Source organism: Paracoccus sp. SSJ (genome assembly GCF_030234105.1).
In the GTDB taxonomy this organism is placed as follows: Bacteria; Pseudomonadota; Alphaproteobacteria; order Rhodobacterales; family Rhodobacteraceae; genus Paracoccus; species Paracoccus denitrificans.
On the sequence record NZ_JASSPE010000034.1, the window covers coordinates 1 to 13,286 of the forward strand.

Below are 13,286 nucleotides of genomic sequence, written 5' to 3' on the forward strand. Positions count from 1 at the left end.
GCGTCGTTATAGGATTTCCAGTTGGTCGTACGGTAGCGGGCAGGTTCGGGCTTGCTCATGGCAGGCTCTTAACCCACCGGATTCACGCCGTGAATCCCGGAAGCTCATGAGTTCTGCAACAACGCTCCTTCACCAGCTCCGCCTTCCAGGCGTCGCCGTTGGAGCGGCGCTCGCGGTTCAGCCGGTTCGTTTCCTCGGCATAGGCCCGCATCGCTGCCGCGGCGACTTCGGGCGCCATCATCCGCTCCTTCAGTCCGGCGAGTACACGCCGCTCCAGGTCTTCGCGCAGGATGGTGCGAGTGTTGGAGCAGGCGCCCTTGGTCACATGCGTCGAGCACGCGAAGCGGTCGGAACCCCGGATGGAGAAGGGGCCTCCGCAGCAGCCGCAGAACACCAGTCCCGAAAGCAGGGTCTTCGGCCGGTGGGTGCCATTCAGGCGGTTCTTCTTGTGGTGCTTGCGGACGCCTTCGGCGACATTGGCGTATTTGGCCGAGGTGGCGGCCTGCCGCGCCTTCACCGCCTGCCAGAGTTCGTCGTCGACGATGCGAAGGTCGGGAACGTCCTTGACGATCCATTCCGATTCCGGGTTGAGGCGTGAGACGCGCTTTCCCGTCGACGGGTCTTTCAGATAGCGCAGCCGGTTCCAGATCAGCTTGCCGATATAAAGCTCGTTGTTGAGGATGCCCGTGCCGCGCTTCGCGTGACCATGGATGGTGGTGTCGTTCCAGAGCCGTCCTTCGGGGCCGGACACGCCTTCCTCGTTCAGCGTCCTGGCGATAACGCGCGGGCTGATACCTTCGGCATAGTCGCGGAGGATGCGCCGCACGACATTGGCCTCGGCTGCGTCGATCTCGCGGTCGCCCCGGATCGGATCGCCGCGCGCATCGAGCTGCTTCACGACCTTGTAGCCATAGCAAAGCCCGCCGCCCGACTTGCCATCCTCGACGCGGCCACGGATGCCGCGATGCGTCTTGGCGGCGAGGTCTTTGAGGAACAGCGCGTTCATCGTCCCCTTGAGGCCGACATGAAGCTCGCTGATCTCGCCCTCCGCCAGCGTGACGATGGGAACGCCGGCGAACTTGAGATGCTTGAACAGCGTCGCCACATCGGCCTGGTCGCGGCTGATGCGGTCGAGCGCCTCGGCCAGCACGATATCGAACTGTCCCGCCTGCGCGTCCTGCAACAGCGACTGGATGCCGGGACGCAGGATCATGCTCGCGCCGGAGATGCCCGCGTCCTTGTAGGTGCCGACGATCTTCCACTGTTCGCGCTTGGCCTGCTCGCGGCAGATGCGGAACTGATCCTCGATCGAGGCGTCCCGCTGATTGTCGGAGGAATAGCGGGCATAAAGGGCAACGCGGGTCATCGGCAGTCTCTCCTATGCAACCTTGTCCATCCGGCTCGGCCGGATCAGCACTTCGGCCGAGATGCCGAGCCGGGCGTGCAACTGCCGGATCATGTCGATCGAGAGGCTGCGCTTGCGGTTCAACACATCCGCCACGCGGTTGCGCGGGCCGATCATCGGTTCCAGATCCTTGCGGGTCAGCCCTTGCTGTTCCATGCGGAAGCGAATCGCCTCCACCGGATCGGGCGGGTCCATCGGATAGTGCTTCGCCTCATAGACGTCGATCAGCGTGGCCAGCACGTCGAGCCGGTCGCCTTCCGGCGTCCCGCTCTTTGCGCCCCACAGCCGTTCGACCTCGGCCAGCGCGTCTTCGTAATCCGCTTCCGTGCGGATCGGCTTCAGGTCAGTCGCCATGCTCGATCTCCTTCACGTCGATCCTGTCATAAGCCTTGTGCGTGCCGAGCCACTTGATCCAGACGATGCCCTTCTCGAAGTCCGCCGACACGACGAGGCGGTAGTCATTGCCCTTGATGTTGAAGACGATCCGCTCGGCGCTGACGATGCTCGCCGTCGCATAGAGTCGCTTCACATCGGCGGTGCTCGCCCATTCCGCCTTGCTCACTTCGTCAAACCAGGCATCGAGCGCGGCTTTCACAGCCGGCTGCTCTTTCTGCCCGGCGAGGCTTTCGACAAATTCTCGCAAGGTGCGGCGAGCAATAATCCTCATGGATCACCTATATCACGGGACCAAAATGGTCACAAGAAGAATATGCGAATGCCCCGGCGCGGGTATAGCGTCGGGGCGATGACCGACCTGCCGGGTGCTCCGGTCGCTACCCGAGCAGGGCGTCCAGCGGCGTGAACCGGGCGTCCATTTCCGCACGCTCAACCGCGTCAATGACGATATCGACGGCTTCCGCCGTGCGGTGACGTCGCTGCACGACAGTTCGGAGCCAGTCATAGTGATCGGCGGGCATCAGCACGCATAGGCGACGACCGTGCCGAGTGATCTCCACCGGTCCGCGCCGTGCATGATGTAGAAACTCTTTGGAACGGCGCTGGAAGGTAATGGAATCGACAGTAAGCATGGCTGCATACTGAACAAATCCGATGCCCGAAACCATAGGCATCACATATCCCCATCTGCCGGGCGCTTCTTCTGTGCCCTGCGCTCCAGCGTCATCTCGCGCTCGGACTGCTCGCGGGCGATCTGGCGACCGATCAACCGGGCGAGGATCAGGACAGCTTCATCGGCCCGGCTCGCGCCATCGCGCGTCGATTCCGACGCGGCCGAAGGTCCAAAGACCTCAATGCTGATCTTGTCGCGTTTGAGCGCCATCGTCTCCAATAATCCCGCACTCAGAAGGGGCTGGGACTATCGAAGAACCGTTTCTCGAAGAAAGAATAGTGGTCCGTCGCGGGCGTGCGGCGAATGGGATACCCTGGCGTACAAAAAGGATGGTCCGCCAGAGGGAGGATATCTGCAATGGAGATCGACAGGGACAAGATAGACGATACGATTCTCGCGCTCCTTTACCTGACGCTCGACCGCGACGGCCGCGCCTGGAAGGGATTCGACTGGAGCGCGATGAACCGGCTTTACGAGAAGGGATTCATCGGCGATCCGGTCAATAAGGCGAAATCCGTCTGGCTTACCGATGAAGGGATCGCACGGTCGGAACGGCTCTTCCGTGAGATGTTCGCCGCCGGGAAATAGCCGTGGACGGCGATCAGGATGTCACGGCTTTCAGCTTTTCGTCCTTTCATCTCCTGGTCCGGTCCTTGCGCCTGGCCACCGCTCCGCTCTGGCCGGGCCGGTTGCTTGGGGGCCCTACCCCCTGGCGCGGCGCAAGGGATCGCTGACGCTCGACCGGGACGGTCTCCCCAGCCTTCCGCGCGGATGCGTGTTTCTCACTCTCGCCATGGCTTCGATCCGCTTGTGCAGGCCGGGTGATCCCCCTCCGTCCCGGTCGCCCTTGCACCTTGCACCCCCCGGTCTCGCCGACGGGCAGGGTTGCAGCGCAGCGCTGCGCTTCAACCCAAGCCCATAGGAGCAAAGACCATGACCACGACCGAAAACATCGCCCCGATCGCCGAACACGGCACAACCGTTTTCATCCCGCTCAACAAGCTCAAGAAGCATCCGAGCAATGCCCGCAGGACCCCGCACAGCGAGGCGTCTATCGAGGCGAAGGCGGCGAGCATCGCCGCCAAGGGCATCCTGCAAAATCTGGTGGTGGAGCCGGAAACGAACGGCGAAGGCGAGCCGACCGGCTTCTATCTCGTCAGCATCGGGGAAGGCCGCAGGCTGGCGCAGATGCTGCGCGCGAAGCGCAAGGAGATCAAGAAGAACGAGCCCATCCGCTGCATCATCGACACGGCGAACGATGCAGCCGAGATCAGCCTTGACGAGAACGTAACGCGCGAAGACCTGCACCCCGCCGACCAGTTCGAGCGCTTCCGCGAGCTTTCGGAGGATCGGGGATGGGGCGCGGAGGAAATCGCCGCCCGGTTCGGCGTGACCGCCCATGTCGTGAAGCAGCGGATGCGTCTCGGCGCTGTCAGCCCCAAGCTGATGCAGGTCTATCGCGACGGCGACCTGACCTTGGACCAGTTGATGGCCTTCGCCATCACCGACGATCACGCGCGACAGGAACACGTCTATGAGAACCTGTCCTATAACCGCGATCCGTCCATCATCCGGCGCGACCTGACCAAGATGAACGTCGCGGCGACGGATCGCTGCGCGGTCTTCGTCGGCGCGCAAGCCTATGCCGAGGCTGGCGGCAACATCATCCGCGACCTGTTCACCGAGGATCGTGGTGGTTTCTTTGAAGACCCGGCTTTGCTGGACCGGCTTGCTATCGAGAAGCTGGAACGGATCGCCGCCGAGGTGCAGCAGGCCGAAGGCTGGAAGTGGACTGCCGCCTATCTCGACTTCCCCCACGCCCACGGAATGCGCCGTGCCTATCCGCACCCGGTGGAGCTTTCCGAGGAAGACGCCACCGCCTACGACGCCGCGCAGGACGAGCTTGAGCGCCTGACGGCGGAATGGGAGGACGCCGATATTGACCTCCCGCCCGAGGTGGATGCGCGGTTCGCGGAGCTTGAAGCCGAGATCGAGCGTATCGACGCCCTGCGCCATGCCTACGATCCCGACGAGGTTGCGCGCGGCGGCGTGTTCATCGTCGTGGCCCATGACGGGCAAGCCCGTATCGAACGCGGCTTCGTCCGGGCCGAGGACGAGGCACCGGAGCCGGAAGCAGGCGAGGATGGCGAAACCGTCATCGACGGGGTGCGCGTCAACGGCGATGGTGAAATCCTCAACGGCGACGGAGAGGACGGCGATGGCGGCGACCTTCCTGAAACCGAGCCGGAGCCGGAAGAAGATGCCGGGGATGTTGGCAAGCCGCTGCCCGATTCGCTCATCCGCGACCTGACCGCGCATCGCACCCTTGGCCTGCGCCTCGCTCTTGGCGAGCAGCCGGACATGGCGTTGATCGCCGTGGTCCATACGCTCGCCGCGCAGACCTACTATCGCGGCGGCAGCACGGCCCATTGCCTCGAAATCAGCCCGACCAGCAATTACCTCGCCGCCCACGCGGATGGCATCGAGGACACGGCGGCGGCGAAGATGCTGAACGATCGTCATGCCGGATGGGCGGCGGACATGCCGCGCGACGTGGCAGACCTCTGGGGCTTCGTCGCCGGTCTGGACTATGCAAGCCTCATGGCCTTGCTCGCGCATTGCGCCTCGCTCAACCGCGTTCGCTCAGCTCGGGTCCACCGGATGCTGCGACCTGAAGCCGACGCAAAGGCGGTTCCAGACATTGATCGTCCCGATTGCCACGCTGATGCGGGTGATCTCCGCCTCCGTGAAAAAGGCCTGGAGCGGCTGAAAGTCAGTGTCCGGCGCGTGTGTCCGTGCAACGTTTGTCAGCGCCTCGGTCCAGCCAAGTACCGCCCGCTCACGTGCATCGAAGACAGGCGAGTCCCGCCAGACGCTTATCAGGTAGATCCACTGCTCGCCCAACCCATCGCGACGCGCTTCCTTGACGTGCATATCAACGCAATAGGCGCAGCCGTTCATCTGTGAGGCCCGCAACTTGAGCAGGTGCAGAAGCCGGGGCTCAATCCCGGACGCTTTGCGCACATAGGTGTCGAGAGCGGCCACCGCCTCATAGGCGTCAGGCGCAATAGCGGGAAAGTCGAAACGGGCCTTCATGGCACTGTCCTTATTTCTTTGGTTCTTGTTCTAGAAGGTTCGCCAGATACCCGGCGTTCCCAGTTCGATCAGGTGATCGTCGGGATCACGAAAGTAGATGCTGGTTCCGCCCAGTTCCCAGCGCATCCGCGCTTCGATCATGATGCCCTGCGCCTTCAGATGTTCTTCCCAGTCGGGTAACGAATCCGGGTCGAAGGCGAAGCAAAAATGGGCCGGACCGGTGCCGTCGTGATAGGGAATGGTCCCACCCGGCAGCGCCAGGTCAACGAGCGTTGCGCCGCGCTTGAACAGCAGCAGAACAGTTGCGTTCCCGGCGTCATAAGCGACAACGCGTTCGTTACGCACCAAATCGGGAAAGCCGAAAACGCGGTCATAAAACTGTGCGGCACACCCGACGTCCTGAACGTAGATAGCGGTTTCCAGGATCTGCCGAACTTTCGGCCTCTGCGAGATAGGCTTTCCGCAATCGTCGGTCACGGGTTCCAGCCGCCGCTGCCATAGGGACGGGTTATCACTTCGAGCAGGTGCCCGTTGAGATCGTTGAAATAGAGCCCACGACCACCATCATGATCGTTCATCCCGAGCTTGCGCCGTTGGGGATCGGCCCAATAAGGCAAGCTCCGCTTGCCGAGCCGGTCATGCAAAGCGTCGAAACTCGTGTCATCGACGAGGAACGCGTAATGCTGCGGAACGACGGCATGGCCCACATCCATGTAGTCGAGATTGACGCCATTATCGGTGGTGACCATCCAGAATGGCCCCCATCTGCGCGGCGGCTGCAGTCCGAGCATTTCAGCCAGAAACAGGGCAGAGCCGTGCGCGTCTTGCGTAGCCAGGATCGTGTGGTTGAATTCGATGCTCATCAGTGCTCTCTCATCCCGAAGCTTACCCGCTCTGCCCCGACCCGCCTGAGCGTCGAGGCCCCACGAGCACGGCTATCACCGCCGTGCCCGCCACGATGTAGGCGGCTGAATCCCAGCCGAACCGATCCAGCGCGCCGCCGATGGCTGTCGGGCCAAGAATCTGCCCGAGATTGCTGCCTTGAATGATCAGACCCAGAACGACCGGAACCAACCCTGCCGCTGGCGCCACGAGTGGCGCGGAGGACAGCAGGATCGCCGGGATCACACCGCCGACAGTCGAAAACAACAGGCACAGGCCGAAGGCCGCACCGTCCGGCAGCACGGGGAGAAAGATCCCGAAGCTGGTCAGTCCCATAACAAGGCACGCGGTGATCAGGAGCGCCGGGCGGCTAAAGCCCCTGGAGAGGAGCAGGCCCGCCGTCAGATTGCCGATGACGTTCACAGCCGAGGCCAGTGCGCTGAGCAGTCCTGCCGTCTGGTGCGTCACCTGTAACCGCTCCATCAGCAGCACCGGCAGGAAGCTGAAGACCGCGAAGAACATCATGCTGTAAAGCGCAATGGTGATCGCCAGCCCCACAGCGCCCCGGTCGCGTGCCACGGTCATGCTGTCGCGGCGCAAGCTGCTCCAGGACATGATCTGGCCTTGCCCGCCGGCCGGAATGACAAGTGGAACGGCGATGCAGATGGCCAGCGCCAGCGCGCTGCTTGCCCACCACATTGTCCGCCAGTCTTCGAAGAACGGCCCCACCAGCATCGCCGCCGCCATGCCGATTGGCATGAAGCAGCTCCAGAGGGCGAAGGCCAGATCACGATCAGCAGGTCGCGTAACCTCTTGGAGCAATGAGGGCGCCGCGACCGTCACCAGCAGGAAACCCGCCCCTTCGATAATGCGGCCCGTAAACAGGCTGGGCAGTCCTGGTATCGCCGTGCCAAGGGCCGCGCCGGCTGTCGTGATCAAAAGGCCGACGATGAGGATGCGTCGCGCACCGAAACGCGCGACAAACGCCCCGGTCGGAATGCCGCCGACAAGGCCGATGAGCGCAAATATTCCAGTCAGCCAGCCGATCGCCGTCAGCCCGATTCCAAAATCGTTCTGCAACAGGGGTGCCGCAATCGCCGCCTTGCCAACCTGCAAGGCGGCTGCAACCCCGCTGCCAACGATGACGAACACGGCGGTCCAGTGCGTGGACACTGCTTTCGTTGTTGAGGGCGTGTCCATCACGAGCCCCTTGCCGCGTGCCCGGCCACGAGGGCGGCCGCGATCCCGGCGACATGGCGTCCCTGGAAGCGCGCGCCCTCCAGCTCGTTTTTACTGACCTCGCGGTGCCCTCCCTGTCCATCATCGGCGAGCGTCGATGCGCCATAGGGCGAGCAGCCGGTGATTTCATCCATCCGCATCTGGCCCTTGAAGCTGTAAGGCAAGCCGACAATGATCATGCCGAGGTGGAACAGAACGGTCTGGGTGGAAAGGATCGTAGTTTCCTGCCCGCCATGCTGGCTGCCGGTCGAGGTGAAGACGCTGCCCACTTTTCCGACCAGCTTGTCCTCGAACCAGAGCCCGCCGGTCTGGTCGAGAAAGTTCTTCATCTGGGACGCCATATTGCCGAAGCGGGTCGGCGTTCCGATGATGATGGCATCGTAATCCGCGAGTTCGGCCACCGTTGCGACGGGCGCGGACTGGTCGACCTTGTATCCGGACTTTGCAACAACCGCTTCGGGAACAAGCTCAGGCACCCGCCTGATAGTCACCGTCGCACCCGCCTCGCTCGCGCCATCAGCCACGGCCGAAGCCATCGTCTCGATGTGCCCATAAGAGGAATAGTAAAGCACCAGCACCTTCGTCATCTCGTTGACCTCTCATTGATTTCATTGAGCGAAAGGTTGCATCAAATGGATGAGCGAAATAAGTGATATAAAAATGATATAGACGATCATTGGAATAGATCATGCTGGACGCCCTTACGCTCGATCAGATCCGGACTTTCGTAACGATTGCCGACAGCGGCAGCTTCCGCTCCGCAGCCCAGAAGCTTTCGCGCGTCCAATCGGGCGTCAGCGCCGCCATCGCCAACCTTGAGGCCGCACTTGGCGTGGAACTATTCGACCGTTCCGGCTACAAGCCGGCCTTGACACCGCAAGGGCAGGTATTGCTCGGCAACGCACGCGACATCATTCTGCGCGTGGACGTATTGCGCGCCCAGGCGCGCGGTTTTGCGCATGGTGTCGAAACGGAACTCGCGATTTCCGTCGATACACTCTTTCCCATGCAGGAGGTCGCACGCGCGATCTCACGGATGCGACACGATTACCCTGCCGTTGCCGTCCGCGTCTGGTCGGAGGCTATGGGCGGTCCGCTCGATGCGCTCAGGAAGAGCCGTTGTGCGCTTGCTGTGATGGTCGGTGAAGATTTCCGCGACCCCCGCATCAAGTTCGAGCCGCTGATATCCATCAGCCAGGTCGCGGTCGTCGCTTCAAACCATCCGCTGGCCCACCGCCATGCGGGCCAACCACTGGAGCTGATGGATGTTGCCGATCATCTCCAGATCGTTCTGACCGACCCGTCCGACATATCGGCGGGCCGGGATTTCGGAGTGGTTTCGTCACAGACCTGCCGCGTCAACACGCAGGATACCAAGCACCATCTCATCCTGGGGGGAGCAGGCTGGGGGCGGCTCCCCCATTGGCTCGTTGAGAGGGATTTGGAACAGGGAACGCTCGTGCGCCTCAATGTTAGCGCCATGGGCCGCAATGGGGAGATTACATCCAGCGCTTATGTCGCCCACCGTCGTGACGAGGCACTTGGGCCCGCAGCGCAGAAACTTGCCGATCTGCTGACCAGCCAGGAATATGGTGATCAGGGTGCTTAAGGACCTCCATTTTAAGGCTCTCACATCCTGATCCAATGTATGCGCACGGCCTCCGCTCCGGCGAGGGCGTTCGTCTTTGTTTCAGCGCTCATGCGGCTAGCGATGCCAACCGCTCCACGCTCTGCCTGAAGACAGGGCACCAGACATCGGCAGTACGATCATATACGTCGGGACCGATCGGAATTCTGCCGTTTCCAGGACATCAGGTAGCGATAGCGCGGCCCATTGCATACGAGTTGGCCGCACCCTCAAACAATTCCCGCTCGCGCGCCAACCCTTCGCCGACGAGATCGAAGAAGGCCCGCACGCGCGCCGTCCCCTTGAGATCGGCATGGGTGACGATCCAGAGTTCGCCGCTCAATTCGGCGACCGGCTCCGGCACGGCTCTTGTCACGCCGGCCTCGCTGTCGCCGAGATAACAGGGCAGCAGCGCCAGTCCGATGCCGGCCTTCGCTGCGACGAACTGGTTGACAAGGCTGTTCGTGCGATAAACGAACGCCTCCGAAGGGGCTGCCTGCGAAAGCCAGTCGGCCGCGGCGATGCCCGAGGCAGGTTCCTCCCAGCCGATAAGTGCATGGCGATCCACGTCGCTGGCGGTTGAGAGCGGGCCACCGTTGGCGTCGAGATAGGTCGCGTTGGCATAGAGCGCCCAGGCGATGCGCGACAGCTTGCGCCCCCAGAGATCGCCTTCCTTCGGACGGATCGGCCGCAACGCGATGTCGGCCTCGCGGCGCGACAGGCTGAGCATGCGATTGTCGATCGCCAGTTCTACGACGATGCCGGGATGGGCCTGCCGGAACGCAGCGAGATGCGTTGTCAATCGGCTGTAGGCCAGCGTCTCGGATGACGTGACCTTCAGGCGTCCGCACAGACGACGATCACGGCCCGAGATGTCTCGGTAGAGCGCCAGCGCCTCGTCCTCCATGCGCTCGGCGCCGGCAGCCATGCGCGCGCCTGCCTCGGTCGTCTGATAAGCGCCGGCCGGAAGCCGCTCGAACAGCCGCACGCCGAGCCGTTCCTCCAGCGCTTTCAGGCGGCGGAAGGCGGTGGAGTGGTCGATGCCGAGCGCTAGCGCCGCCGCCGTCAGGCTGCCGGCGCGCTGAACCGCCAGCACGAGCCTGACTTCGTTCCAATCGTCCATGCTGACAGGAATAGCATCTTCTTCGCTTGCAGTCACGCAAGCGCCGCTGGCGAAATGCCAATGAGCCTTGCGCGTCCGCTGGCGCTAGATTGGCTTCGACATCAGGCTACAAGCTTCAGGAGATTGGACCATGAAACTCTACTACGCCACCGGCACCTGCTCGCTCTCGCCGCATATCGTGGCGTGCGAAGCCAGTATCCCGCTCGATCTGGAGCGTGTGGACATCAGGAAATCGCCGCATGTCACTGGAAATGGTGACGACTATACGGCCGTGAACCCGAGCGGCTACGTGCCGGCGCTGGTCCTCGACGACGGTTCGGTGCTGACGGAGGGCGTCGCAATCGTCCAATATCTCGCCGACCTCAGGCCCGGCTCCGGGCTCGCCCCCGCCGCTGGCACGTCGGAGCGCGTGGCGCTGCAATCCTGGCTTAATTTCATCGCCACCGAACTCCACAAGATGTTCAGCCCGTGGCTGTTCCACCCGGAATATGGCGTGCAGGCGCAGGAGGTCGCGCGTGCCAAGATTGCCCAGCGGCTGGCCCATGTGGAGCGTCATCTGGCGGCAGCCGGCCCCTTCCTGCTCGGCGAAAACTTCACCGCCGCCGACGCCTACCTGTTCACCATTGTCGGATGGTCGGATTTCGCCAAGGTCGATCTTTCCGCCTTCCCGCATCTGCGCAATTTCCAGGCTCGGGTCGGGGAACGTCCCGCCGTGCGGGAGGCGATGCACGCCGAAGGCATGAAGGTGGCGTCGTGACGGCAGAACCGCTGGCGGTGCAATGATGAGCCAGGGTCTTGCATGGCTGCTGCTGATCATCGCCGGCTTTCTCGACGTGGCCTGGGCGATCTCGATGAAATATGCCGAAGGCTACACACGCCCCGGCTGGACGATCCTGTCTCTCGCGTTACTCGCCGCCTTCGTCTATCTGCTCGGCCGGGTGCTGGAGGTTCTGCCGGTCGGCACCGCCTATGCGATATGGACCGGCATCGGCGCAGCCGGAACGGTGCTGCTCGGCATCACGCTGTTCGGCGAGACGATCAACCTGATGCGGCTCGGCGGCGTTGCGCTGATCGTTGTCGGCATCGTGGCGCTCAAGCTCGCGCCAGCATAGTGAGCGGAGAAAGCCCCATCAGGCCCGATCGGATCATTGTCCCGCGCCGCCGCGAGGATAACCATCAAGACCCCTGGACGGCTTTCAACGTCATTCGGGAGAATCTTGTCCGAGGCGGTTTGCTGGGGCGGCGGCTGGCGTCGGATGGTCGCATTCGCCGCACGCAAGCGCGATCCATAAATGACATTGATCAGAATGTCGGCCTTAATCGCGCGCTTTGGACGCTAGCCGCAGGCATGCAGCGTTTGAAAAAGGGATGACTGATCGGGACAAGGCCGCCGCCGCTGCGGCCTTGTCGTCTGTCTTAAGACGAAAAGCGGCTCGCCGACTACGCCCGGCCGCAAGACAAGGCAAGCGTTGTGAGGAATAGCTGCCAATACCAGGCGATGAGCACGTCTCTTGCTGTCAGGATCAGAGGTTTCGTCCGAAGGCTGAGTTCGCAAAGCCGCGATCCTATAGAGCCCGCCGTTCGGGATGAAACGCCAGAAAAGGCTTCAATCCCGTCGATACAGCAAGCTTGCTCACGTTAGGCGATTGCCATGTTTGAGGGTCATCGGCGAAAAGACGATAGCTGCCGCGATAATCGAAGCCATGCGCAGCGGCCTCGTCACGGTCAATTGCAAAGAAGACCTGCGAAATGCCTGCACTGCGCGCGCTGATGTAGCACATCGCGCAGGGCTCTCCCGATGCGAGCAAGGTCGCTCCGCTCAGATGGGTCGTGCCGTGCGTGCGGCAGGCATCACGTATCGCTTCGACCTCGGCATGCGCAGTCGGATCGTGATGGGCCCGCACACGGTTGACCCCACGCCCGAGGATCTGTCCGTGGCGGTCGACGACGAAGGCGGTGAATGGAATGCCGCCTTCGTGGACATGCTCCATGGAGAAGGCGACGGCCTCCTCCATGAGCTGCGTCAGGCGGGATGAAGCGCCGGCGGCCATCAGGACGCCCCCTTGAGCTTCGGACTGTCGGAGAGCTTCAACCAGACGACGCCGGCGATGATGACCGCGAGCCAGAATGCCTGCATCAGCGTCAGGGGCTGGTCGAGAAGGACGGTGCCTGCCGCGGCCGCGCCGACGGAGCCGATGCCTGCCCATACAGCGTAGCCGATTCCCACATCGATGGTCCGCAAGGCGGCACTCAGGAAATAGAGTGTCAGCAGGAAGAATAACAGCGCGGCGATGGACCAGCCGAGAACCGTGAAGGCCTGGCTGCCGCCGACGCTGAGCGCATAGCCAATCTCGAAGGCGCTCGCGAGCATCAACATGGCCCAGGCGCGTCCGCTGCTTTGCGGCTGTTCGATTGCATTTGTCATTTCGGGTTCCTTTTAGATCGGGAGGGATGGGTGGAGGACAACTGAGCGTTATGCCGCGCCGCTGAGGCGCAGGCCGACGACCCCGCCGATGACGAGGGCGATTCCGAGCAACTTCTTCACGTTCAACTGCTGGCCGAAGAACAGCGCGCCCAGGACGACGATGCCGACGCCCGCGACAGAGGTCCAGATGGCGTAACCGACGCCAACGTCGAAGGTGAGCAGCGCGAGGCTGAGGAAGAAGGTGGCGATTGCGCCACTGACGAGAGTTACGGCCGTCCACCCGATATGCGTGAAACCTTTCGCCTTCCCGGCACTGATAGCAACGGCGATTTCAAAGATTACGGCAGCTCCAAGATATATCCAGCTCATCGAATTTTCCTTTCATTGCTGGTTGGGATTGCTTTGAAATTATCAGGCGTG

General features: G+C 62.6%; 18 protein-coding genes and 1 pseudogene. 5 read left to right on the plus strand and 14 right to left on the minus strand.

What is annotated here, in order from left to right; genetic code table 11:
* Nucleotides 1-82: 82 nt before the first annotated feature.
* The 5 genes from QPR87_RS21865 to QPR87_RS21885 all read right to left on the minus strand — a co-directional run bounded on the left by QPR87_RS21865 (nucleotide 83) and on the right by QPR87_RS21885 (nucleotide 2,684).
* Nucleotides 83-1,366, minus strand: a complete 1,284-nt coding sequence (locus tag QPR87_RS21865) for a recombinase family protein (RefSeq protein ID WP_285051346.1) — start codon at nucleotides 1,364-1,366, stop codon at nucleotides 83-85.
* Nucleotides 1,367-1,378: 12 nt separating this feature from the next.
* Nucleotides 1,379-1,759: a helix-turn-helix domain-containing protein gene (locus QPR87_RS21870; protein WP_205296601.1), complete on the minus strand. Its 381-nt coding sequence runs from the start codon at nucleotides 1,757-1,759 to the stop codon at nucleotides 1,379-1,381.
* Entirely contained in the window at nucleotides 1,749-2,072 is a 324-nt protein-coding gene (locus QPR87_RS21875) for a type II toxin-antitoxin system HigB family toxin (RefSeq protein ID WP_205296603.1), read from the minus strand. The genes QPR87_RS21870 and QPR87_RS21875 overlap by 11 nt, the downstream gene beginning before the upstream one ends.
* Before the next feature lie 106 nt (nucleotides 2,073-2,178).
* On the minus strand, nucleotides 2,179-2,475 hold the full coding sequence (locus QPR87_RS21880; protein WP_285051347.1) for a type II toxin-antitoxin system prevent-host-death family antitoxin: 297 nt from the start codon (nucleotides 2,473-2,475) through the stop codon (nucleotides 2,179-2,181).
* Complete coding sequence (locus tag QPR87_RS21885; RefSeq protein ID WP_285051348.1) at nucleotides 2,475-2,684, minus strand: hypothetical protein; 210 nt, start codon at nucleotides 2,682-2,684, stop codon at nucleotides 2,475-2,477. Before QPR87_RS21885 ends, QPR87_RS21880 begins: the two co-directional genes overlap by 1 nt.
* Nucleotides 2,685-2,831: 147 nt before the next feature.
* Here QPR87_RS21885 and QPR87_RS21890 point away from each other — a divergent pair, with 147 nt between their 5' ends.
* Nucleotides 2,832-3,062, plus strand: coding sequence for a DUF6429 family protein (locus QPR87_RS21890; protein ID WP_285051349.1), 231 nt, complete (start codon nucleotides 2,832-2,834; stop codon nucleotides 3,060-3,062).
* Between the two features lie 345 nt (nucleotides 3,063-3,407).
* Complete coding sequence (locus QPR87_RS21895) at nucleotides 3,408-5,441, plus strand: ParB/RepB/Spo0J family partition protein (RefSeq protein WP_285051350.1); 2,034 nt, start codon at nucleotides 3,408-3,410, stop codon at nucleotides 5,439-5,441.
* On the opposite strand, the pseudogene QPR87_RS23700 reads toward QPR87_RS21895, so the two are convergent.
* The 5 genes and pseudogenes from QPR87_RS23700 to wrbA all read right to left on the minus strand — a co-directional run.
* Nucleotides 5,346-5,570: pseudogene (locus QPR87_RS23700) on the minus strand (carboxymuconolactone decarboxylase family protein); the annotation flags it as partial. The gene QPR87_RS21895 and the pseudogene QPR87_RS23700 overlap by 96 nt on opposite strands.
* Nucleotides 5,571-5,600: 30 nt before the next feature.
* Nucleotides 5,601-6,047 carry a VOC family protein gene (locus QPR87_RS21900; protein ID WP_285051351.1) on the minus strand — a complete coding sequence of 149 codons (447 nt, stop codon included), beginning with the start codon at nucleotides 6,045-6,047 and terminating at the stop codon, nucleotides 5,601-5,603.
* Nucleotides 6,044-6,433: a VOC family protein gene (locus tag QPR87_RS21905; protein ID WP_285051352.1), complete on the minus strand. Its 390-nt coding sequence runs from the start codon at nucleotides 6,431-6,433 to the stop codon at nucleotides 6,044-6,046. The genes QPR87_RS21900 and QPR87_RS21905 overlap by 4 nt, the downstream gene beginning before the upstream one ends.
* Nucleotides 6,434-6,455: 22 nt before the next feature.
* Complete coding sequence (locus QPR87_RS21910; protein ID WP_285051353.1) at nucleotides 6,456-7,652, minus strand: MFS transporter; 1,197 nt, start codon at nucleotides 7,650-7,652, stop codon at nucleotides 6,456-6,458.
* Entirely contained in the window at nucleotides 7,652-8,278 is a 627-nt protein-coding gene (gene wrbA / locus QPR87_RS21915; protein ID WP_285051354.1) for an NAD(P)H:quinone oxidoreductase, read from the minus strand. Before wrbA ends, QPR87_RS21910 begins: the two co-directional genes overlap by 1 nt.
* 101 nt (nucleotides 8,279-8,379) lie before the next feature.
* Here wrbA and QPR87_RS21920 point away from each other — a divergent pair, with 101 nt between their 5' ends.
* Entirely contained in the window at nucleotides 8,380-9,300 is a 921-nt protein-coding gene (locus tag QPR87_RS21920) for a LysR family transcriptional regulator (protein WP_285051355.1), read from the plus strand.
* 202 nt (nucleotides 9,301-9,502) lie between these two features.
* On the opposite strand, the gene QPR87_RS21925 is transcribed toward QPR87_RS21920, so the two are convergent.
* Nucleotides 9,503-10,441, minus strand: a complete 939-nt coding sequence (locus QPR87_RS21925; RefSeq protein WP_285051356.1) for a LysR family transcriptional regulator — start codon at nucleotides 10,439-10,441, stop codon at nucleotides 9,503-9,505.
* A gap of 130 nt (nucleotides 10,442-10,571) precedes the next feature.
* On the opposite strand from QPR87_RS21925, the gene gstA reads away from it, so the two are divergent.
* Both gstA and QPR87_RS21935 read left to right on the plus strand, forming a co-directional pair.
* Nucleotides 10,572-11,198 (plus strand): glutathione transferase GstA, encoded by a 627-nt coding sequence (gene gstA / locus QPR87_RS21930; protein WP_285051357.1) that lies wholly within the window; start codon nucleotides 10,572-10,574, stop codon nucleotides 11,196-11,198.
* 25 nt (nucleotides 11,199-11,223) lie between these two features.
* Nucleotides 11,224-11,553 (plus strand): DMT family transporter, encoded by a 330-nt coding sequence (locus QPR87_RS21935; protein ID WP_285051358.1) that lies wholly within the window; start codon nucleotides 11,224-11,226, stop codon nucleotides 11,551-11,553.
* Nucleotides 11,554-12,006: 453 nt separating this feature from the next.
* Here QPR87_RS21935 and QPR87_RS21940 read toward each other — a convergent pair whose 3' ends face one another.
* From QPR87_RS21940 to QPR87_RS21950, 3 genes are read right to left on the minus strand one after another with little or no spacing between them, the layout of a single operon-like run.
* A complete protein-coding gene (locus QPR87_RS21940) occupies nucleotides 12,007-12,492 on the minus strand; it encodes a nucleoside deaminase (protein WP_285051359.1) in 486 nt (161 codons plus the stop codon).
* Entirely contained in the window at nucleotides 12,492-12,866 is a 375-nt protein-coding gene (locus QPR87_RS21945; RefSeq protein WP_285051360.1) for a DMT family transporter, read from the minus strand. Before QPR87_RS21945 ends, QPR87_RS21940 begins: the two co-directional genes overlap by 1 nt.
* A gap of 48 nt (nucleotides 12,867-12,914) precedes the next feature.
* The gene (locus QPR87_RS21950; RefSeq protein ID WP_285051361.1) at nucleotides 12,915-13,235 is read right to left on the minus strand and encodes a DMT family transporter; all 321 of its coding nucleotides are present in this window, start codon (nucleotides 13,233-13,235) and stop codon (nucleotides 12,915-12,917) included.
* Nucleotides 13,236-13,286: the final 51 nt, after the last annotated feature.

Bases quoted from the DNA above. Each gene is read 5' to 3' on its own strand.
- QPR87_RS21875 (WP_205296603.1), bottom strand. From the start codon at position 2,072: ATGAGGATTATTGCTCGCCGCACCTTGCGAGAATTTGTCGAAAGCCTC.
- QPR87_RS21895 (WP_285051350.1), top strand. From the start codon at position 3,408: ATGACCACGACCGAAAACATCGCCCCGATCGCCGAACACGGCACAACC.
- QPR87_RS21940 (WP_285051359.1), bottom strand. From the start codon at position 12,492: ATGGCCGCCGGCGCTTCATCCCGCCTGACGCAGCTCATGGAGGAGGCC.
- QPR87_RS21950 (WP_285051361.1), bottom strand. From the start codon at position 13,235: ATGAGCTGGATATATCTTGGAGCTGCCGTAATCTTTGAAATCGCCGTT.
- QPR87_RS21910 (WP_285051353.1), bottom strand. From the start codon at position 7,652: ATGGACACGCCCTCAACAACGAAAGCAGTGTCCACGCACTGGACCGCC.
- QPR87_RS21935 (WP_285051358.1), top strand. From the start codon at position 11,224: ATGAGCCAGGGTCTTGCATGGCTGCTGCTGATCATCGCCGGCTTTCTC.
- QPR87_RS21885 (WP_285051348.1), bottom strand. From the start codon at position 2,684: ATGGCGCTCAAACGCGACAAGATCAGCATTGAGGTCTTTGGACCTTCG.
- QPR87_RS21880 (WP_285051347.1), bottom strand. From the start codon at position 2,475: ATGCCTATGGTTTCGGGCATCGGATTTGTTCAGTATGCAGCCATGCTT.
- QPR87_RS21920 (WP_285051355.1), top strand. From the start codon at position 8,380: ATGCTGGACGCCCTTACGCTCGATCAGATCCGGACTTTCGTAACGATT.
- gstA (WP_285051357.1), top strand. From the start codon at position 10,572: ATGAAACTCTACTACGCCACCGGCACCTGCTCGCTCTCGCCGCATATC.
- QPR87_RS21890 (WP_285051349.1), top strand. From the start codon at position 2,832: ATGGAGATCGACAGGGACAAGATAGACGATACGATTCTCGCGCTCCTT.
- QPR87_RS21925 (WP_285051356.1), bottom strand. From the start codon at position 10,441: ATGGACGATTGGAACGAAGTCAGGCTCGTGCTGGCGGTTCAGCGCGCC.
- QPR87_RS21945 (WP_285051360.1), bottom strand. From the start codon at position 12,866: ATGACAAATGCAATCGAACAGCCGCAAAGCAGCGGACGCGCCTGGGCC.
- QPR87_RS21905 (WP_285051352.1), bottom strand. From the start codon at position 6,433: ATGAGCATCGAATTCAACCACACGATCCTGGCTACGCAAGACGCGCAC.
- wrbA (WP_285051354.1), bottom strand. From the start codon at position 8,278: ATGACGAAGGTGCTGGTGCTTTACTATTCCTCTTATGGGCACATCGAG.
- QPR87_RS21865 (WP_285051346.1), bottom strand. From the start codon at position 1,366: ATGACCCGCGTTGCCCTTTATGCCCGCTATTCCTCCGACAATCAGCGG.
- QPR87_RS21870 (WP_205296601.1), bottom strand. From the start codon at position 1,759: ATGGCGACTGACCTGAAGCCGATCCGCACGGAAGCGGATTACGAAGAC.